Origin of the sequence: Pseudarcicella hirudinis, assembly GCF_900115665.1 — a bacterium.
GTDB lineage: Bacteria > Bacteroidota > Bacteroidia > Cytophagales > Spirosomataceae > Pseudarcicella > Pseudarcicella hirudinis.
This window is the reverse complement of the sequence record NZ_FOXH01000002.1, coordinates 261,955-282,323: the sequence shown is the minus strand read 5'-3', so window position 1 is coordinate 282,323 and position 20,369 is coordinate 261,955. Positions and strand designations below refer to the sequence as shown.

The following is a 20,369-nucleotide window of genomic DNA, read 5'->3' as shown; positions in this document are numbered from 1 at the left end:
GCTTCTTCAAAGCTTTAGAAAATAAATATCAACAGGCAGTTTTTAAGATTAATAAGGTTTGTCCAAAATCAATTAAACCCCTATCCATTATGCTAAGTCGTGTTGCAAACTCTATCTATTGGATGAATCGTTACATCGAGCGTGCTGACAATTATGCCCGTTTCGTATCCGTAAATTTTAACCTGGCTCTTGATCTTCCTCCTAATGTTCCTGAACAATGGGAACCCCTGATTATCGCAACAGCAGATAATTATATTTTTTACAAACACTATGATACTCCAAGTCGTGAAAATATTCTTCATTTCATGACTTTTGACGTAAGGAACCCAAACTCCATTCTGTACTGTCTTTACAGTGCCCGTGAAAATGCCAGAACAATCCGAGAGAGTATCTCAAGAGAAATGTGGGAATATGTTAATCAGGTTTACTGGAAAGTAAAGAATGCAGTTGTTGAAAGCCGGAACTGGGAATTAGACAGGTATCAGGGTTTTCTTGAAGATATCAAAACCGGAAGCCAGCTGTTTTATGGCATCGTTGACTCCACCATTACACGGGGCGAAGGATGGCATTTCGGGCAATTAGGGCGGTTATTGGAGCGTGCCGATAAAACAACCCGTTTTCTGGATGTGAAATATTTCACTTTACTCCCTGATATTGATGCTGTCGGATCTCCGCTCGACCTGTTACTCTGGTCATCTGTTTTAAAATCAGTAAGTGCCTATAATATGTTCCGTCAGCAATATAAACTGGTTAATCCTTCCAATATTGTAGAATTTTTAATTCTGGACAAAATGTTCCCTCGTTCGGTAATGCATTGCCTGAAAGATGCTGAAAACTCCCTGTATGCTATTTCCGGTATTCCTCTGGACGGAGGTTATTCAAATCTGGCAGAAAAAAGACTTAGTAAACTGCGTTCAGAGGTAGAATTCACAGAAATCGAAGACATTTTAGGCACAGGTCTGCATATGTACCTGGATGCTTTCCAAACGAAAAACAATCAGGTCGGAGAAGCAGTCTTCAAAACATATTTTGATTTAAAACCTGTTGTGGAAATTGCCTGATTTATCGTATTTCTCATAAGTATTAACTCATTAATTCTCAGTAAATGAAATTAAACTACTTAGATTTGAAGGGATTTCTTAATTTTGTAGTTTCATAATAACTGGTATTTGATAACTGAAACAGAAAATGACTTATTGCTTAGGAATAAAAGTACGGGGAGGACTTATTGCCATTGCTGATACACGTATCACTGCAGGAACAGAGGTTTACACCAACAAGAAAATCTCAATTCATGAAGTTGATAATCATTCGATGTTTATCATGACCGCAGGTTTACGCTCGGTTCGTGACAAGTCCATCACTTATTTTAAAAGACTGATTGAGGACGAAGGCGAAAAATTTGATTATATGTATGAAGCCGCTACCATGTTTGGAAATATGGTTAGAAAAGTAGCCCAGGAAGACAAAGAATTGTTGAAACAGGAAGGTTACAGTTTTAACCTGCATTCAATTGTAGGTGGCCAGATGCCAAAAGATGATGAACACAAGTTGTTTCTGGTTTTCCCTGAAGGCAACTGGATAGAAATTAATGAAGGGCTTCGTTATCAGATCATCGGAAATTCCAATTATGGAAAACCATTGATTAACCGCAGCCTTACTTTTGATACTGAATTGAATGACGCCCTGAAAATGGGATTTCTTTCTTTCGATGCTACACAGGTAAGTGCAAGCGATGTGGATTATCCGATTGATGTAATTGTGTATGAAAAAGATAGTTTTCACATGGTAGAACACAGACTTCATAAGGAAGATATGCTGAAAGTTTCCCAGCAGTGGACAGAACTCCTGAAAAAATCTATGGATGATCTTCCTGATGAGTGGATGAGTGAAATATTTGAAAAGTCAAAACCGGTTACGACTTAAATCTGATAAAATCCGGTGTTTTTCCTGTTAACACACTAAAAGAATACCGGTTAAAGCAAATGCTTTCTTATGAAAATACAAATACATCACGAGTTAAGTTATGAATACAATGATGCGGTTTATTTAGAGCCGCATTATTTATATCTGACTCCCAGAGAAAGCTCAATATTGAAAATCCGGAAATACGATCTGGAAATAAGCCCCAAACCCAATGTTTTAAGTGAAAACCTTGATGCAGAGGGAAATGTACAGAAAATAGCTTTTTTCAAGGAACCTGCAGAACGGCTTCTGATCAAAGTTTTCACAGAAGTTGAGACACTGGATTTCAATCCGTTTGAATTTGTTTATTATCCTTTTGATTCCAACAATCTTCCCGTCAATTATCCGGAAAGCATTAAGAAATCACTCGGACTTTATCTTACGCTGGAAGGAGTAACAACGTTGGTAGATCAGACGGCACGTCAGATTGCGGCCAGTGCCGGCTGGAGTACTTCTAAATTCCTGACAGAACTCAGCAATTTCATTTTCAAAGGTTTTGCTTATGAAATCAGAGAAGATGGTGCTCCTTATTCCCCGGAAACCACACTTTTATCCAGAAGCGGTTCCTGTAGAGATTATGCCGTCTTATATTGCGCCATGTGTCGTGCAATGGGCATTGCTTCCAGATTTGTAAGTGGTTATTATCTGGCAAATGTTGATCCACTTGCACCTTCTCAGGATCAGTACCTGCATGCCTGGGTTGAAGTTTACCTGCCCGGCGGAGGTTGGCGTGGATTTGACCCGACCCAAAACCAGGTTGTTTCAGGCAGTCATGTGCCACTGGCATCTTCTGTCGTTCCCGAACTCATTACTCCGGTTTCAGGAACATACCGGGGTTCAGGAAACGGATTTTTAGCAACAAAAGTAAAAATTGAAGAAGCATAAAAAATCCCGGAGGCTGTTATCAGACCAAATCTCCGGGATTTTTAATTTATAAGGTATTTTTCCTGATTATCCCGAAATCAATAACTGAGCCAGCAAATAATCAGCCACTAACACTGCAATACATGAATTTGTTACGGCTTTAGTACTGGCTTTACCAACTTCCAATGCCCCTCCCTGCGTGTAATATCCCTGAAAAGAAGAAATTGATGAAATCAGAAACGCAAAAACTACTGCTTTAATTATTGCCAGTGTTACGTTGAAAGGGATAAATCCATAACGAAGTCCGTAAGTATATTCCTCCGGTGTTACTGCTCCTGTGAGCGTTCCTGCCAGATATCCCCCGTAAATTGCCAGAAAAGCGGAAAGAATTACCAAAAGCGGAAAAGTAATCATCGCGCCGATAATCTTAGGCAATACAAGATATGAGGTAGAATTAATCCCCATTACTTCCAGGGCATCAATCTGTTCTGTTACACGCATCGTACCCAGACTTCCCGCAATACTCGAACCCACTTTTCCTGAAAGCACAACACAGGTGATAGTCGGGGCCAGTTCAAGCACTGTCATATCCCGGACAATCAGAGAAATGATATATTTTGGTACAAAAGGACTCACAAGGTTAGCCGCAGTTTGCAGACAGGTTACCGCACCGATAAATGTAGAAACAATACTTACAATAAAGACAGAATCTATGCCAATCAGCACAGATTCTTCAAAAATAAGATTCAGATAAACTCTGAATTTTTCAGTATTTCGGAAAAGACTTCCAATGAAAATTAAATATTTACCTACTTTTGACATAATATTCTCTTATGTTGAAATGAATAGTGTTTAGTAAACTTTACGTTAAACCAGTCATTTAATGTTAAATAAAGCAGAAACAATCTGATTGAAATTTCCGGAAAACCTGCAAATTAAAACAATAGATCAGATTTTACCAATCAGCCATTGAACCTTTGATGACAGAACTTGTTGAGATTAATATAAAACAATACTTCTTCAACAACAAAAATTTATAAATTATTCCCAAAGATAATGAACAAAACGATAGTTGTAACAGGTGGAACAAAAGGCATAGGTCGTGCAATAGTCGAAAGATTCGTCAAAGAGGGCTTTGATGTACTTACCTGCGCCAGAAATGCAGAAGACCTGGAAGAACTCAGAATGCTCTCATCTGATAATGCCAGAATTCATACTTTTCAGGCGGATTTATCAAAAAAAGATCAGGTTTCTGCTTTTGCCGCTTTTGTGAAAGAGCAATCTTCAGATGTAGATATTCTGGTAAATAATACAGGTTTTTTTAGTCCGGGTCAGATTCATAACGAACCGGAAGGAACCCTGGAAGCCACTATTGAAACCAATGTTTACAGTGCCTACAACCTGACAAGAGCACTTGTTTCTGACATGATTTCCAGACGTTCAGGACATATTTTCAACATCTGTTCGGTGGCAAGCATCACCGCTTATACAAATGGCGGATCCTATTGTATTTCAAAGTTTGCATTACTTGGAATGAGCAAAGTACTGCGTGAAGAATTAAAACCTTTTGAGATAAGAGTTACCTCTGTGCTTCCCGGAGCAACACTGACCAATTCCTGGGCAGGAGTTGACATTCCCGCAGAAAGATTTATTAAACCTGAAGACGTAGCCGAAATGATCTGGGCAACTTATGTTCTTTCCAAAGGATCGGTTGTAGAGGAAATATTAATCAGACCACAACTCGGAGATTTATAATAATCCGGGCACTCAAATATCCGACGTATTTATATTTATCATGATTACCAAAGAAATCGTTTATCAATCCCTGTCAGAAATTCAGGATGTAGCCCGTCAGATTATAGCATTTGGCAAAGATACTCCGGTATGGCTTTTTGAAGGATCAATGGGAGCCGGCAAAACAACCATGATTAAGGCAATAGGAACAGAAATGGGCGTAATCGGCAACGTTCAAAGTCCAACCTTTTCATTAGTCAATGAATATCTCACCGGCTCAGCAGAAACACTCTATCATTTTGATTTTTACCGGATCAAAAATGAGGTAGAAGCAATGGATATGGGCGTAGAGGAATATCTTGACTCAGGCAACTTTTGCTTCATAGAATGGTCGTCAAAAATTGAAAATCTATTACCTTTGACTTACGTTGTTGTGCAAATCAAGGCAAAAGAAGACGGGCAACGGCAGGTTATCCTGACAAAAGACTAAAAACTTTAAAATCTCAGTAAAAGCAATGCCTCAATCCGGATTTAAAGAAGTGCTGGCTCAAAGCGGTTTGTTACCACAGGAAGCAATTCTGTGGACGAAGAAAAACGCCAAAAGCTTATTCATCGGACTTCCCAAAGAAGTTTCAATGCAGGAGCGTCGTATTTCCCTGACACCTGATGCCGTAAGTCTTTTAGTGAGAAACGGACATGAGGTAATGGTAGAAAGCGGTGCAGGTGAAGGAGCAAAATTTACAGATCGTCAATATTCAGAAGCCGGAGCTTCGATTGCTTATTCTCCGGAAGAAGTTTACAAAGCAGACCTGATTCTGAAAGTCTCTCCTTTAACCGAGAGAGAATTTGAATATGTCAAGCAGGGAGCAACCCTCATTTCGGCTTTAAATATGCCGAGCTTAAGTAAAGAATATTTTGAAAAGCTTAACCGAAAGAAGATTACTGCTTTATGCTTTGAATATATCGAAGATAAAGGAGGCGGCCTTCCGGTGATCAGAGCCATGTCTGAAATTGCGGGAAGCACCGTGATGCTTGTTGCTTCAGAATGCCTGAGCAGTACCAATCATGGAATGGGTATTATTCTCGGAGGTATTACAGGTGTTCCTCCTACCAAAGTTGTAATCCTGGGCGCCGGAACAGTAGCAGAATATGCAGCCAGAACTGCCATTGGTTTAGGTGCGGATGTTAAGATTTTTGACAAAGATGTCCATAAATTACAAAGGCTGCGTTATGCCATCGGCTCTAATGTTTACACCTGTATCATCGATTCACAGGTACTTCCGGAGGAAATCAGGCAGGCAGATGTGGTAATTGGCGCACTTCGGGCAGAAGACGGGCTTACGCCCTGCATTATTACTGAAGATATGGTTTCTCACATGAAACCCGACTCGGTTATCATAGATGTCTGCATCGATCAGGGTGGCTGTTTTGAAACCTCTGAAATGACTACACTGGATACGCCTACTTTTAGAAAATATGAGGTAATTCATTATTGTGTACCCAATATTCCTTCAAGAGTAGCTCATACCGCCAGTACTGCCTTAAGTAACATTTTTACTTCCTTTTTGCTGAAAACAGGAAAAACAGGAGGAATTGAGGAAATGATCTTTCAGAACAAGGCATTTATGAAAGGGGTTTATTCTTACAAAGGAACCATTACCAATGCATTTATCGCTAAAAAATTCGGAATGGTCTATAAGGATTTGAGCCTGCTGGTTGCTGCCAGATTTTAAGACAAATCTCTTACGAATGCTGTTCGTTTTATCATGACGAGGGATTTTAATGAATTGTTCTTTTTCCTGAAAAACTTTTCATGAACATATTCCCGGATCAGATCCGATTCTTTAAATATTCATACAATGATTGAAGATTATCAAGCTATATCAAATGCCCCGAATTCTCCTGAATTAAACGGAAAATACCTGGGCTTAATTTCTACTGACTTCGCTTTAGTGTCAGACATTCTGAAAGAGGCTTCTTACCAGATTAAAAAAAGAGGCTTCTCCGATTATCCTATTTTTGTAACTTCGCAGACAGCTCTCCCGGTCGGGCAAAAGCTCATCGGAGTAAATGAAGTCAATGGAAACAAATGGAATTATCATGCTTCCATGATGGAGGAATTTATCCAGAGGGGAATTATTGCAGAAGAAAATATTGAGGTATTTAAAACCAGTTATAAAGACCCGGAAGAATTTTGCTGCCTGTTTGTTTTCGACGGGCAATTTACCAGTTTTGTATTCATTCCTTTCCCTGATGAATAGGTCGTAAAAAAGGCGAAATGTTTAAACATTTCGCCTTTTTCCTTAAACCTCTTCGGTCTGTAACTGCTTCTCGTAAAGTTCTTTATACACTCCATCCAAAGCCATCAGTTCTTCATGCGTTCCTTCTTCGAGAATATGCCCGTCATCCAGCATAATAATTTTATCAGCCAGTTTTGCCGAAGAAACCCTGTGAGAAATAATAATTGAAGTCCGCCCCTGCATAATAGATTGCAGATTATTCAAAATCTGGTTTTCTGTTTTCGTGTCAACCGCTGAAAGACAGTCATCCAGAATAAGAATTTTAGGTTCTCTTGCAATGGCCCTTGCGATAGACAAACGTTGCTTTTGCCCTCCGGAAAGCGTTACGCCCCTCTCCCCCAGTACTGTATCAAACTGTTCCGGAAAATCAATTACATTATTGTACAAATCTGCGTCCTTTGCTGCCTTAATCATCTGTTCCTCAGACATCTCACTGGTACCAAAACGGATATTATTTCTGATAGAATCCGAAAACAGGAAAACATCCTGCGGTACATATCCGATTTGTTTACGGAGATTATTTACATTAAGATCTGTAATCGGAATACCATCTACCCTGATTACTCCTTCAGTGACATCATACATTCTGCAAAGAAGGTTGGCTATTGTGCTTTTCCCGGATCCGGTTGTACCAAGAATTGCTACAGACTCTCCTGCTTCCACGGAAAGATTAAAGTTTTTAATCGCCTGAACCTGAGCTCCCTCATAGGTAAAACTCATATTTTCAATTTCAATTCTACCTTCGATAACCGGAGAAAAGTTTTTCTCTGAAACAATATCTGTCTTAATATTCAGAAACTGATTGATCCGTTCCTGCGAAGCTGCCGCCCGCTGAATCTGTGAAGTCGTCCAGCCTAAAGCTGTTACGGGCCATGTCAGCATGTACACATACAGAATAAATTCAGTAATATTTCCGGGAGTCAATTTTCCTGAAATTACTTCCTGACCTCCCACGTAAACAACCAGCACCGTACTAAAGCCTACCAGCAGGGCAATTAACGGTGAAAACAATGAGTCAATTTTAACAAGATCCAAAGATTTTTCCCGGTAAATATTCGATTGTCTGGTAAAAGCTACTGTTGAAGGTTCCTCCTGTACAAAAGCTTTTAGCACCCTGATTCCTGAAAAAGCTTCCTGTACAAAAGTGGATATTTTAGAAAGATTTGCCTGTATTTCTTCCGATTTTTTAATGATGATTGTATTTACAAAATAAATGCTGACCGAAAGAACCGGCAATGGCAAAAGAACAAAAAAGGTAAGCTTTTTATCCACCGAAACCATATAAGTAATCACGAGGATAAAAATAGAAAGCAGGTTAAGTCCATACATCAGGCTTGGGCCTACATACATCCTGACTTTACTGACATCTTCTGTAATCCGGGTCATCAAATCTCCGGTATTATTTTTATTAAAGAAACTTAGCGGTAGGGTTTGATAATGGGCATAAATTTCATTTTTCAATTCATACTCAATATGACGTGACATTACAATGAGGGTTTGCCTTACCAAAAACAGAAAAACGCCTTTCAGCAAAGCCAGAAGAAGAATAATCAGACCATACAACAAGATGGAAAAGGCGAAAATTTCATATACACCTGACTGCACAGAAAAACCCTTATAGAGAAAATATAAATCAATGGTCTCTCTCACCAAATCCAGAGAATACCTGACAATCTGGGCTGGAACAACCCCGAAAAGGTTAGAAATAAAAGTAAAAACAGCTCCTAAAATTAAATACCATTTGTACTTAACGAAGTATTTATTGAGATGACTTAGTGATTTCATAAATATTTAACCAAACAGTCTGAGTAATAGTTTCGACAAAGTTATGCTTTATCATACAGTTTATTTAACGTACTTTTCCTGAAATTCTGATTTTGATTCATTCAATTGTCCAAAACACCTTAACTTTTCCGGTAATCCGGGAAAAAAACAGTCCGGACATTTTATGAAGGTTTAAAATTTATTCATTTTTTTGTTTCATAAACAGTATTTTTCTTAAAAAAGTACTAATTTTGCACCCGCATTTGTGAGGAACTTTATTTCTCACATAAATATCAAATATTAAGCAAAACGTTCTTTTTATTCTCGATGGTTAACAGACGACTTCTCCGAATCAAGGCCTTCCAAAATTTGTATGCATACCGTCAGGCGGATCGCGCAAATTATTTAATGGCACTTGATCTTATTGCAGATTCTTTCCTACCAAATTTAGATTTAATGATCCCTAAAGAGGAGCAAATGCCAAAACTTGAAGGGTTGCGGAAATTATCAGAAATCTATTTTGAAGAACTTTTCAACAATAAGGACTCAGAAGAAGAAATTCCGGCAGATTCCAAACTTGCTGCTAAAAAAGCGCTGAAATATTACCACGATGTTCTAAAAAGAGACCGTTCTCAAATCATCAAACAGATGGTTGAAGAGGTCGAAAACATTTACAATACCTACCTGAAGCTTATCCTCCTGCTTAAAGAAATCAATAGTACAGCCGTTTGGGATGAACAACGTCGTTTACTTGAAACTGACATCAAAACTTCCAGATTAGCCAATAACCAGGTATTAGCTGCTCTCTCATCACTCCCTGCACTCGAAGTTGAAGCCATCAGAAAAGATATCCGCTGGGATGATGAAGAACAAAATATTATCAGAAAATTATTTCGTGATGCGATCTTACCAGACCCTGAGTTTCAGGCGTATCTTCGCACTACAAAGCATACTTTCGAGGAAGATTTGAAACTGGTTCAATATCTCCTGAAAACTTTCGTTCTCAAACATCACCTCATTGCGGACTATTTTGAAGAAAAAGACTTAAATTGGGGCGAAAATAAGGATGTATTGAAAAGTATGACGACCAAAACTTTTAAAGTTACAGAAGGTCAGCAGCTTGAACTACAACCTTTGGCAATGAATTGGGAAGATGATAAAATTTATTATGTTGACCTTTTCAATCAGACCCTGGATAACGATCAGGCATACGAAAAAATAATTATGTCGCAGACAGCCAATTGGGAAGCTGATCGTCTGGCCTCAACGGATATGATTATTTTGAAGATGGCTCTGGCAGAAATGATTAATTTTCCGAGTATTCCTGTAAAAGTTACGATTAACGAATTTATAGAACTGGCAAAAAATTATTCGACGCCAAAATCCGGACAATTTATTAATGGTATTCTTGATGTGTTGTCAACGAAATTAATAAATGACGGAATTATCAGAAAATCGGGCCGTGGATTGATTGACAACAAATAAGAACATCCGAAATCACAATCTAACATTTACTGTTTTAAAATCTGTAACCTACTATCATCATGAGCAAATCATCTAAAACCCTTTGGGCATTTGTAGCTGGAGCAATTACCGGAGCAGCATTAGGAATCTTATATGCGCCGGATAAAGGGGAAAATACTCGTAACAAACTATATTTCCAGTTGAATAAATATCGTGACCAGTTACGTCAGTTGATTAATGACCTGATTGATGGAAAAGAAATTCCTGAAACGATGGCTAAAACTGAAGGTAAGAAAGTGGTAACAGAAGCCCGTGAAAAAGCGGAACGTCTTTTGGAAGATGTGGAAAATATGATGAGCCAGATCAAAGCCAAAGCTTAATAATGGCTTTTGAGCAAGACATAAGGTTTAAAGAAAACGGGCCTGAAGCCTGTTATTCCGGGCCTTGCGTCTTGCTCTTTTATTCGTAATTATCTCTTTGACCTGCAACATGGCACTAATACATCGATCATGAAAAAAATTCTTTTTATCGCGCTTTCTCTCACAGTATTGTTCGCTTGCGACAATAAACAAAAGGAAGGACATAAGGATGAAAACGAACTGGCGGAAGAATTAAGACCTACTGCTGATAAATTTCCGGTTATGAAATTCGATCGCTCTGTGGTTGATTTTGGTAAAATTACGGAAGGAGATACGGTTTTTCATACCTTTAAATTCACTAATACCGGGAATATTCCTCTTGTTCTGAGTGCAGTAAATGCTTCTTGCGGATGTACAACCCCGGAGTGGACCAACGAACCGGTTGAACCCGGAAAATCAGGTTATATCAAGGTGAAATTCAACAGTAAGTACAAAGAAGGGAAACTACAGAAAACTGTAACGGCTTATGCCAATACCCTCCCTCCCGACAATACGGTATCTTTCAAAGTTGAAGTCCTGAAAAAACCTGTTCAATAGCTCGGAGGGGCATAACCATTCATTCAATTTCAGGGATTTTTATCAAATAAATTGTAAAATCAAACTACTAAAAAATGTTTAACTCTATTTTACTTCAGGCCGGAGCCAATTCAGGCATCATGCAGATTGTCCTTTTCGGTGGAATTTTCGTTGTTTTTTACTTTTTCATGATTCGTCCGCAACAGAAAAAACAAAAAGAACAACAACAGTTTGTAGATTCAATCAAAACCGGTGATAAAATTGTTACAATCGGTGGTGTTCATGGTACTGTAATCACTGTTCGTGAAAAAACAGTCGTTGTTGAAATTGATTCAAGCAAAGGAGTAAGAGTAGTGTTCGAAAAAACAGCTGTCTCTAAAGATGCTTCTTCACGTTTAGGTGCTGAATAAATAGAAATTTTCTGATAGAAACCGAGTAGCGTTGAGCTTTTTAACGATTCCCGGTTTCTATTTTTTTTAATCAGACAAAAAGATTAAACTTATATATTCTTATCATCGTATTTGTATCTGACTGATATGAAATCCAACTCGATAAAAAAAGATTACATCGCAATGGTTGTCAGCTTGTTAGCTGCCCTGGTATTCTGGCTGATGAATGCTTTGAATAAAGATGGCTATTCTGAGAAAATCTCTTTTCCGCTTAGAATCCAATACGATGATTCACTTTATATCCCAGTTCAGGCTTTGCCTAAAAAGATTGCAGTAAATGTTTCCGGAAATGGATGGGATCTGCTGAGAAAATCACTCTCTCTGGACGTTACTCCTATCAAATACCCGATTGAAAAACCGCTGAAATCTAAAGTTCTTAATACTTCATCTCTTCAGGACCTCGTTTCTGATTATATCAAAGATGTAAGAATCAACTATATCGTCGCCGAAAATCTGGAATTGGAATTTGACAAAAAACTGACAAAAACCATCAGAATCAGGGTTGACAGTCTTGGTATTCCATTGAAAGAAAACTATGTGGTATCAAGTCTCATCAATGTCAATCCAAGAAAAATCACCCTTGTAGGGCCTAAATCCACCCTGGAAGAATTCGGAGACGTCATCTCTGTGAAAATACCTGGCAGAAGAATTCAGGATAACTTTGATGATGAAATCAAACTAAATCTTCCCAAAAACGCTCAGATCAAAGCCAGCAAAGACAAGGTGAACGTGAGTTTTGAAGTGGCAGAGCTCCTTCATAACTAATCATTCAGTCCAAACCTTTTACCAATAAAAGTACTGATGCAGGAAAAAGCACATCTGATTGGTATTACCGGAGGAATAGGTTCCGGAAAAAGCCTGGTATGTAAAATATTTTCCACCCTCGGAATCCCCGTTTTCGAAGCCGATCTGAGAGCTAAACTCCTGATGAATAATGACCTGGTTCTGAAAGAGCAAATTATCGGACTTCTCGGGCCTGAAGCATATTCCTTCTCTTCCCTTCTGCAAAAAGATGAGTACAACAGAGCCTGGGTAGCCTCTAAAGTATTCAACAATCCGGTTTTATTACAGGAACTCAATCAATTGGTACATCCGCGTGTGCGAAAAGATGCCAGCGACTGGATTGAGGCTCAGCATGGTATCCCTTACATTTTATATGAAGCGGCATTGATGAAAGCAGCCGGAAATGGTAATTCTTTCCAGAAAGTTATTGTTGTGAACGCTCCGGTTGAACTTAGAATCAAAAGGGTTAAATCAAGAGATAATCGTCCGGAAGAAGAGATTTTAAACATTATAAAAAGACAAATTTCAGAAGAAGAGCGTTTGGGTTTTGCGGATTTTGTGATTAAAAATGATGATAAATCTCCCGTAATTGATCAGGTTCTTGAACTTCACCAAAAACTTCTTACACTTTAATCCAACAAAAAAGCCCGGCAAATCCGGACTTTTTTAAAAGTATTCGCTTAACCTAAAAAACAAATTGAAAATGAAACTCAATTCCGGTGTTTTGAAGGACTTCTGATATCTCTCTTTATTTTACCGCTAAAATCCTGAATTCAGTTCTGCGGTTCTGTTTATAGTCTAATTCTGTACATTGTACCCCGTCAACACATTCATTAATAGGTTCTGTTTCTCCATAACCTTTTGATACCAGTCTGGCAGGATCAACCCCTCTTGCCACCAGATAATCCACCACTGCTCTGGCTCTGTTGTCAGACAATTGCATATTATAGGTATCTGATGAACGTGCATCTGTATGTGAACGAATCTCAATCTTCATTTCAGGGTATTTTTTCAGAAGCGGAATCAGACGACTATCCAATTCTTTTGCGGCATCTGTACGAATGAAGAATTTACCATAATCATAATAAATGTTATTCAGCTTGAATATATCCCCTTCTCCGTACATCGCCAGATCTGCCTGAAACTGTTTATTACTTTTTCCTGATTTAAACTTGTCAAAAGCCTCCTTCGTTGTAGCGTACTTATCTTTCTGTGCAGTAAGTTTGTGGTTAGCGTTTGGTTTAACATCAAATTCGTAGGCACCGTCAGCTCCTGTTACTACGGTCTGTTTGGTATTATCTTTCTCATTTTGTAAAGTCACCTGTACCCCTGAAAGCGGCTGCTGATTAACTTCAGATTTTACAACCCCTCTTAATAATGTTCCGGTAGATTTATCAAGGTATAAAGCCAGTTGCGTTTTCTGGGCGGAATTACTTTTGGTAGAAAACACCACGCTGTTAGTCTGATAACCTTCCTTAATTGCTTTAAACTCATATTCTGATTCTGACTGAAGACACATTTTTGTTGAGCCTTCAATTCCTGTTACTCTCAGATCACGGTTTTCTCCGTTAACAATAGTTCTTACATCGACATTCTCAAGAGGTGTTTTGCTGGCTGCATCATACACGATCAATTCCATTTCACGACAGGATTTCGCAAAACTATAAATGTTGTCATCATGAACCCCCATTTTCCGGTTGGAAGAGAAAAATCCTGAATTTCTGTTGCCATCTGTAATAAGCCCGAAATCATCTTTTTCAGAATTGATCGGAGCTCCAAGATTCACTACACCCCGGTACGCCACCTCATCCTTCATTTCAGCATAAAATATATCTAAACCTCCCAAACCCTCATGTCCGTCTGAAGCAAAATATAAATTTCCGTTTTCATCTGCAAAAGGGAACATTTCATTTCCTTCTGTATTAATCTCTTTTCCAAGATTCACCGGAGAACCCCAGGTGCCGTTATTGTATTCAACAACGTAAATATCTGTACCTCCATAACCTCCCGGCATATCAGAAACAAAATAAAGTTTGGTGTTATCGGGGCTTAAGGCCGGATGACCTACAGAATATTCATCAGAATTAAAAGGCAGCTCTTTGATGTTAGACCATGCATTGTTTACCAGATCTCCGGAAAAAAGCTTTAATTTATTAACCCCGTCTTTCGACTCTCTTGTCTTTCCTTTGTTGTAATTATTTCTGGTAAATATTACTTTTTGCTCTCCTTTGAAAAAGGACATAGGTCCCTCATGATATTTGGTATTCAAAATTCTGCTAAATTCCTCTACTTTGGTAAGAGGCTGAATACTGGCCACTGCATTATCTGAATTACTGGCCGACATTCCACCCAGGGCACTCGCTCCGGGAACCCCTCTCTGTACACGCAATTCGGCCGTATCAGCTACAAAATATAAATCGAGAAATGGTGTCTGATTCCAGCTGAATACTTTCTTGATGGCACCACTTTCCTCACGGGCAGAACAGAAAACCAGACCGCCTTTATAGTACATAGGACTAAAATCAGCCTGACGTGAATTAATCGGTAAGTAAGTGATTTTATAAGTAGATGAATCACGATAAAAACGACTCATATCCATGTACGAAACAGTGAATCGTTTTCCCCTTAAGTCTGCGGCTTGCCTTTCTCCGTATTTGGAATAAATTTTCTGTGATTCTCTGTATTTTCCGTTTCCAGCCAGAGATTGTGCATAATAGAGGTAATTTTCACTTTCAGTATCAGGATAATCCCGAATTAAATCAGCATAAACCCGTTCTGCATTTCTGATATCCTGAATCCGACGATATGAATATGCTAATTTTTTCAATGCTTCCTGACGAGCAGGCTGTTCAACATTTTTCTCTTTCAGATACCCCTCATACAAAGGAATAGCATTTAAATAGCTAAAATCTTCAAATTGACGATTTGCCGCTTTCAGTTTAGCTTGCCCATAGGTAAATGTCCCTGAAATGGCCAACACTAAAATAATGGATATTTGAAAAAATCTCTTCATTCGCTTTCTTTTACAGCTGAGGCGGCAGCATTGTATTTAATTAATACTACTGTTAACAAATTATGTGCCAAAAAAGGGCAGTTTGATTACGGGATTAACCTGAATATGAAGATTGTCTTTTGATAACCGGGCGGATGGAAAACTATCATAAATTTTCACATGCTGTAAAGGTACTGAAATAACGCTTTACTCCCTCTTATCATATGTCATTTAAATCTGCTCTTTTTCGACCGTTAAATAACTGCTACCACTGATAATCAACCACTTACAATCTACCACTCCTCTCATAATTTCATTTTTGAGGAAAAAAGCACCTAACTTCGCATCAGTTAATTTCTTTAATATCAAACATTACTTAACCCAAATATTCTTAAAAATGAAACACATTCTCTACACATTAGCGGTTGTTTTTGTTATTTCATTTTCTGCAAAAGCACAATCAGAAAATTATCATACATTCAAAGTTGATCTTGCCTTAGGTTATGCACAACCCTCCGGAAACGGAGTGAAAGGCGGAGCCTCTCTTTCTCTTGAACCGAAGTACAATATCAATGACCAGGTTGCAATCGGATTAAAATTCGAATCCTCATGGCTCTCAACCGTAACTGATACCAGGAATGATTATTATTCAGGTGCCGCAGTAGGCTCTTATTTACTTACAGGTGAATATTATTTCCTTGAAAGTCTGGCCAGACCGTTTTTAGGAGCCGGTGTTGGTTTTTACAATCAATCCTCTGTAACAGTAATAGGTGGTTCTGCTACTTCTGCAACAATTGGCGGAACCAGTTTTGGTTTTGCTCCTAAAGGAGGTTTCCAAATCGGGCATTTCCGACTCGTTGGAGAATATAATCTGGTAAAAGACTTGAATTTCTTCACGATTAAAGCCGGGATTACTTTCGGTGGGGGAAGAAAATAACCGCTTTCAGAATGATAGTAAAAGGCTTGAAAAATTATTCAGGCCTTTCCGTTTTTATGCCTGATTCCATAAGCTCAATGCTGCCATTAAGAAAATCACGGGTTAAAGATAGTCCAATGATTTTGTGAAACGCTTTAGGTTTTTGTAACTTGCAATATGGAAAATTTTGTTGTTTCGGCCCGAAAATATCGTCCTCAGTTGTTCGACTCTGTGGTAGGGCAATCGCATATTACAACTACTTTGAAAAATGCGATCCGAACCAATCATCTGGCTCAGGCTTTTTTATTTTGTGGCCCCAGGGGTGTAGGAAAAACTACTTGTGCGAGAATCTTAGCCAAAACCATTAACTGTCAGAATCTTACTGCCGAAGCAGAAGCCTGTGGAGAATGTGAATCCTGCATCAGTTTTCAAAATAATGCTTCTTTTAATATCCATGAACTGGATGCCGCTTCCAACAACTCGGTAGATGACATTCGTAACCTGATTGACCAGGTAAGATATCCTCCTCAGTCCGGAAAATTTAAAATATATATTATCGATGAGGTGCACATGCTTTCAACAAGTGCCTTCAATGCTTTTCTTAAAACCCTGGAAGAACCCCCTTCTTATGCGATTTTTATTTTAGCAACTACTGAAAAGCATAAAATTCTTCCGACCATTTTATCCCGCTGCCAGATTTTTGATTTCAATAGAATTCAAATTCAGGATATGGCAGAGCATTTGTCAGAAATTGCCCGAAATGAAGGTATTTCCGCCGAAGCAGATGCGCTCGAATTAATTGCTCAAAAAGCTGACGGGGGTTTAAGAGATGCCCTTTCGATGTTTGACCTGAATGTTACTTTTTCTAAAGACAATGTGCTGAAATATGCCAATGTACTTGAAAATTTACACATTCTGGATTATGATTATTACTTCAGAATGACAGATGCCCTTTTATCAGGGAATCAGTCTGAAGTATTAATTATGTTCGATGAAATTCTAAAAAAAGGATTTGACGGACACCAGTTCATTGTCGGTCTTTTGGAGCATTTCCGGAATCTGATGGTTTGCAAAGATCCTGTTACAGTAACACTTTTGCAGGTATCTGCCTCCGTTCAGCAAAAATATGTATTGCAGTCTGCTCATGCTCCCTACTCCTTTCTGATGTCAGGATTAAGTATCGGCAGTAATTGCGATTTAAATTATAAAGCTGCTAAAAATCAGAAATTACATGTTGAAATCTGTCTTCTAAAACTCGCTCATATTCCGCAGGTTTTAAATTTGGCAAATCTTCCTGCGGTGGAGGGCAGCGAAGGAAAAAAGTCTGATGCTCCTGAGCCTTCAGTTGTCGCGAAGGAGGAAAAGACACAGGCAATTCCTGCAGTTCCGGTAACAGTTCAGGCTTCTCAACCGGTAATACCAGCTATTCCCAAACATTCCAGACTAAAAAGTACTTCATTAGCCACAGCGCCGGTTGCTCCTAAGAATCAGACTGAAAATGTTGTAAATGAACCTATTGTTCAGATGAACAGGGCTTTTACATTGGAAAACCTGAAAATTTACTGGAATCTGTTCATTGAAGACCTGCAAAAAAGGCAGAAATTCAGTGAATATGTTATTCTGAACCGGGATTTTAAATTAGACGGGACAACCATTAAATTAGCCGTTGACAATGACATTCAGATTGATTTACTGCAACAGGCACTTAGATCGGAGTTATTGCATTTCCTGCGCAAGGAACTACAGAATTCCACTATTCACCTTGAGGTAAAAGTTGCTGAACAGGAAACAACTAAAATGATTTATACCCAGGCAGAAAAGTTCAGATTCCTTGCTGATAAAAATCCGGCAATGCACGACCTGAGGAATACGCTCGGTCTGGATTATGATTATTAAACAGCTATTTTCTATCTGAATAGCTTCGTGTAAAGCTATTCAGATAGCCTAAATTATAATTTCCCTCCGTAAGCCAGATCACCTGCATCTCCCAAACCCGGAATAATATAAAATTTCTCATTCAGATGATCATCCAGAGCACCTAAAAAGAATTCTGCTTCCGGCATCTGAGTTTTCAGATAATCTACTCCTTCCGGAGCGGCAATAGCAGCTGCAATAATCACCCTGCGGGGAACTCCGTATGCCTGCAATGCCTGGTAAGATTTGTAAAGCGATTTTCCGGTAGCAAGCATCGGATCTACCAAAATGATAGTTTTATCCGTTAAATCAGGACTTGCCAGGTAATCCATCTGTACATCAAAAGTTTCGTCAGCTCTGTGCTTACCACGATAAGCTCCTATAAATGCATTCTCTGCACGGTCAAATATATTCAAAAAACCATGATGAAAGGGCAGACTTGCTCTCAGGATAGCCACTAATACAGGTTGTTCTTCAAGCATTTGCGTATGAGCAATGGCCAGAGGAGTCTGTATTTCAACAGGTTTATAAATTAATGTTTTGGAAATTTCATATGCCAGAATTTCTCCTAACCTATCCATATTTCTCCGAAAACGCATTGAGTCATGCTGAATACTGACATCTCTTAACTCTGCAATAAAATGATTGGCAATTGAGGCATTTGATTGTAAAATGAACATGAAATTTTCTGGTTTTTTCTGCAAAATACAATTTTCTGATTAGTTGGTAAAGAAAAACGTTAAATGTATGAAACTAAATAAGATCGTTTGACCTATATAGAGCTCCTTTCCGCAAAAAAAGGCTGATAAATACAACATTTACCAACCTTTTATCAATGTATCTTAACTGAATCTTACCAGCGAACCTGTCCTTCTCCGGTAACTATCCATTTTTCAGTAACAAGTTTCTCTAAAGCAAATGGCCCTCTGGCATGAAGCTTTTGTGTCGAAATTCCGATTTCAGCTCCTAAACCAAATGCTCCGCCATCTGTAAACCGGGTTGAAGCATTGGCATAAACTGCCGCCGCATCAATCTCCTGCTGAAAGATCAGACAATATTCAGTATTTTCTGAAATAATTGCTTCTGAATGACGTGACGAATATTTTCCGATATGTTTCAATGCCTCGTCAAAGCCCTCTACTATTTTAACCGAACATTTGAAATCCAGAAATTCTCTGCCAAAATCTGCTTCATCAGCTTGTTGTAAATATGGGTAATTCACCGATGAAAGTATTTCAAAAGCCGTTTCATCTGCAAAAACTTCAACGTTATATTTCAGAAAATCTTCTTTCAGCATCGGTAAAAACTGAGCGGCTATTGCTCTGTCAACCACTACCGTATCAAGTGAATTACAGACTGACGGACGTGAAACTTTAGCATTTACAACAATATTACGGGCATTTTCAAGATTCGCAGTTGTTTCTACATAAGTATGACACACACCGGCTCCGGTTTCAATGGTTGGAACCAGAGAATTTTTCCGCACAAATTCTATCAAAGACTCCGAACCTCTTGGAATAATTACATCCACATATCTGGTTGCAGTAAGCAGTTCTTTTACAAATTCTCTGTTTACAGGAAGTAAGGTAATTGCGTCAGTGTTAATATCAAACTCCTTCAAAACCTTATGAATCAAACCAATAAGACATATATTCGTCTCATATGCATCGCTTCCTCCTCTCAGAACAACGGCATTTCCCGATCTGATACAAAGAGATGTCACATCAATAGTTACATTAGGACGAGACTCATAAATGACACCCACAACTCCTAAAGGAACCGCTATTTTTCTGATTGACAACCCGTTTTCCAGCGATTTTTCCAGTAAAATCTGTCCGGTCGGATCCGGTAAATCAGCAACATCATTTAAACTCGACGCAAGATCGGCAATTCGTTTTTCAGTAAGTGTCAGGCGATCATACTTGGGGTCTTCGGGGGACATTCTGGACAGATCTTTCTGATTTTCCAGAATGATCTGGGCTTTATTTTCCAACAAAACTTCCGCCAGGCGATCCAAAATAGCTTTTTTTCGCGCATCCGTCAGTCTCCTGACTTCCGCAGAGGCAGCATGTGTTTTAGCCAGCATAGGTACAATCGTAGTGATTGTTTCCAGCTCCTGTGTTTCTAATTCCATGTTCCCGATTACTGTTTAATTAAATGATTCTCTATATAAAAATCCATACAAAGTAAGGAAAGAATCTTTGGAACAGCATGCTGTTTTGGGAAAAATCCTTAAATTCAATTGATTTTTAAATTTCTTCCACTGAAATTGTTCGAAAGCACTGTCAT

The 20,369-nt window shown here is 38.7% G+C and carries 20 protein-coding genes; 15 read left to right on the top strand and 5 right to left on the bottom strand.

Annotation, left to right across the window (positions count from 1 at the left end):
* Positions 1-89: 89 nt before the first annotated feature.
* The 3 genes from BM179_RS04285 to BM179_RS04275 all read left to right on the top strand — a co-directional run bounded on the left by BM179_RS04285 (position 90) and on the right by BM179_RS04275 (position 2,850).
* Complete coding sequence (locus BM179_RS04285) at positions 90-1,061, top strand: alpha-E domain-containing protein (RefSeq protein ID WP_092012728.1); 972 nt, start codon at positions 90-92, stop codon at positions 1,059-1,061.
* A 127-nt stretch (positions 1,062-1,188) separates the two neighbouring features.
* Positions 1,189-1,926 carry a proteasome-type protease gene (locus BM179_RS04280; protein ID WP_092012725.1) on the top strand — a complete coding sequence of 246 codons (738 nt, stop codon included), beginning with the start codon at positions 1,189-1,191 and terminating at the stop codon, positions 1,924-1,926.
* A 69-nt stretch (positions 1,927-1,995) separates the two neighbouring features.
* Positions 1,996-2,850: a transglutaminase family protein gene (locus BM179_RS04275; RefSeq protein ID WP_092012722.1), complete on the top strand. Its 855-nt coding sequence runs from the start codon at positions 1,996-1,998 to the stop codon at positions 2,848-2,850.
* Between the two features lie 66 nt (positions 2,851-2,916).
* Here the strand turns inward: BM179_RS04275 and BM179_RS04270 are convergent, their stop codons facing one another.
* Entirely contained in the window at positions 2,917-3,651 is a 735-nt protein-coding gene (locus BM179_RS04270) for an MlaE family ABC transporter permease (protein WP_092012719.1), read from the bottom strand.
* A gap of 234 nt (positions 3,652-3,885) precedes the next feature.
* On the opposite strand from BM179_RS04270, the gene BM179_RS04265 reads away from it, so the two are divergent.
* From BM179_RS04265 to BM179_RS04250, 4 genes are all read left to right on the top strand, one after another.
* Positions 3,886-4,584: an SDR family NAD(P)-dependent oxidoreductase gene (locus BM179_RS04265; protein ID WP_092012716.1), complete on the top strand. Its 699-nt coding sequence runs from the start codon at positions 3,886-3,888 to the stop codon at positions 4,582-4,584.
* 40 nt (positions 4,585-4,624) lie between these two features.
* On the top strand, positions 4,625-5,053 hold the full coding sequence (gene tsaE, locus BM179_RS04260) for a tRNA (adenosine(37)-N6)-threonylcarbamoyltransferase complex ATPase subunit type 1 TsaE (protein ID WP_092012713.1): 429 nt from the start codon (positions 4,625-4,627) through the stop codon (positions 5,051-5,053).
* A gap of 25 nt (positions 5,054-5,078) precedes the next feature.
* A complete protein-coding gene (locus BM179_RS04255) occupies positions 5,079-6,296 on the top strand; it encodes an alanine dehydrogenase (protein WP_092012710.1) in 1,218 nt (405 codons plus the stop codon).
* 126 nt (positions 6,297-6,422) lie between these two features.
* Positions 6,423-6,824, top strand: a complete 402-nt coding sequence (locus BM179_RS04250; RefSeq protein WP_092012707.1) for a hypothetical protein — start codon at positions 6,423-6,425, stop codon at positions 6,822-6,824.
* Between the two features lie 42 nt (positions 6,825-6,866).
* On the opposite strand, the gene BM179_RS04245 is transcribed toward BM179_RS04250, so the two are convergent.
* A complete protein-coding gene (locus BM179_RS04245; protein WP_092012704.1) occupies positions 6,867-8,648 on the bottom strand; it encodes an ABC transporter ATP-binding protein in 1,782 nt (593 codons plus the stop codon).
* 387 nt (positions 8,649-9,035) lie between these two features.
* Here BM179_RS04245 and nusB point away from each other — a divergent pair, with 387 nt between their 5' ends.
* From nusB to coaE, 6 genes are all read left to right on the top strand, one after another.
* Complete coding sequence (nusB, locus tag BM179_RS04240) at positions 9,036-10,112, top strand: transcription antitermination factor NusB (RefSeq protein ID WP_218159159.1); 1,077 nt, start codon at positions 9,036-9,038, stop codon at positions 10,110-10,112.
* Between the two features lie 59 nt (positions 10,113-10,171).
* Positions 10,172-10,471: a YtxH domain-containing protein gene (locus tag BM179_RS04235; RefSeq protein ID WP_092012698.1), complete on the top strand. Its 300-nt coding sequence runs from the start codon at positions 10,172-10,174 to the stop codon at positions 10,469-10,471.
* Between the two features lie 129 nt (positions 10,472-10,600).
* Complete coding sequence (locus BM179_RS04230) at positions 10,601-11,047, top strand: DUF1573 domain-containing protein (RefSeq protein WP_092012695.1); 447 nt, start codon at positions 10,601-10,603, stop codon at positions 11,045-11,047.
* A 74-nt stretch (positions 11,048-11,121) separates the two neighbouring features.
* Positions 11,122-11,436, top strand: a complete 315-nt coding sequence (gene yajC, locus BM179_RS04225; RefSeq protein WP_092012692.1) for a preprotein translocase subunit YajC — start codon at positions 11,122-11,124, stop codon at positions 11,434-11,436.
* 126 nt (positions 11,437-11,562) lie between these two features.
* Entirely contained in the window at positions 11,563-12,240 is a 678-nt protein-coding gene (locus tag BM179_RS04220) for a YbbR-like domain-containing protein (RefSeq protein ID WP_092012690.1), read from the top strand.
* A 36-nt stretch (positions 12,241-12,276) separates the two neighbouring features.
* A complete protein-coding gene (coaE, locus tag BM179_RS04215) occupies positions 12,277-12,891 on the top strand; it encodes a dephospho-CoA kinase (protein WP_092012687.1) in 615 nt (204 codons plus the stop codon).
* Positions 12,892-13,006: 115 nt separating this feature from the next.
* Here coaE and BM179_RS04210 read toward each other — a convergent pair whose 3' ends face one another.
* On the bottom strand, positions 13,007-15,271 hold the full coding sequence (locus BM179_RS04210; RefSeq protein ID WP_092012684.1) for an OmpA family protein: 2,265 nt from the start codon (positions 15,269-15,271) through the stop codon (positions 13,007-13,009).
* Between the two features lie 376 nt (positions 15,272-15,647).
* Between BM179_RS04210 and BM179_RS04205 the strand changes: the two genes are divergently transcribed.
* Together BM179_RS04205 and BM179_RS04200 are read left to right on the top strand one after the other, a co-directional pair.
* Positions 15,648-16,187: an outer membrane beta-barrel protein gene (locus BM179_RS04205; RefSeq protein WP_092012681.1), complete on the top strand. Its 540-nt coding sequence runs from the start codon at positions 15,648-15,650 to the stop codon at positions 16,185-16,187.
* Between the two features lie 156 nt (positions 16,188-16,343).
* Positions 16,344-18,062 (top strand): DNA polymerase III subunit gamma/tau, encoded by a 1,719-nt coding sequence (locus BM179_RS04200; RefSeq protein ID WP_092012678.1) that lies wholly within the window; start codon positions 16,344-16,346, stop codon positions 18,060-18,062.
* Between the two features lie 53 nt (positions 18,063-18,115).
* On the opposite strand, the gene upp is transcribed toward BM179_RS04200, so the two are convergent.
* The gene (gene upp, locus BM179_RS04195) at positions 18,116-18,760 is read right to left on the bottom strand and encodes a uracil phosphoribosyltransferase (RefSeq protein WP_092012676.1); all 645 of its coding nucleotides are present in this window, start codon (positions 18,758-18,760) and stop codon (positions 18,116-18,118) included.
* 173 nt (positions 18,761-18,933) lie between these two features.
* Positions 18,934-20,184, bottom strand: a complete 1,251-nt coding sequence (locus BM179_RS04190) for a glutamate-5-semialdehyde dehydrogenase (protein WP_374754569.1) — start codon at positions 20,182-20,184, stop codon at positions 18,934-18,936.
* Positions 20,185-20,369 lie beyond the last annotated feature (185 nt).